At 44.4% G+C, this 284-nt stretch carries 1 protein-coding gene; it reads left to right on the top strand.

The features are described from left to right. Window positions 1-284 (top strand): glycosyltransferase family 2 protein (locus tag AB4585_RS27515; RefSeq protein WP_372171923.1); only part of this gene is annotated, 284 nt, incomplete at both ends.

The following is a 284-nucleotide window of genomic DNA, read 5'->3' as shown; positions in this document are numbered from 1 at the left end:
GCAGCGTACTTGAGCAAGACTATCCAACCGACAAACTAGAAATCATTGTTATTGATGATTTTTCTGAGGATGCTACTAAAGATATTGCCGAAAGCTTGATGGCTAAATCTGAGTTCTCAGCGCAATGCATTCAAGGAAGAGCATTACCAAAAGGTTGGCTTGGAAAGAGTAATGCCTGCATGTGGGGAGCGACTCACGCGACGGGTGATTACCTATTTTTCATTGACGCCGATACGCATTCTTCACCGCATATGCTCAAGAGTGTTATCGACTTCACGCAGACT

Origin of the sequence: Vibrio sp. 10N.222.49.C9 (genome assembly GCF_041474985.1) — a bacterium.
GTDB classification, from domain to species: Bacteria; Pseudomonadota; Gammaproteobacteria; order Enterobacterales; family Vibrionaceae; genus Vibrio; species Vibrio crassostreae_C.
This window is presented reverse-complemented; position numbering and strand designations above follow the sequence as displayed.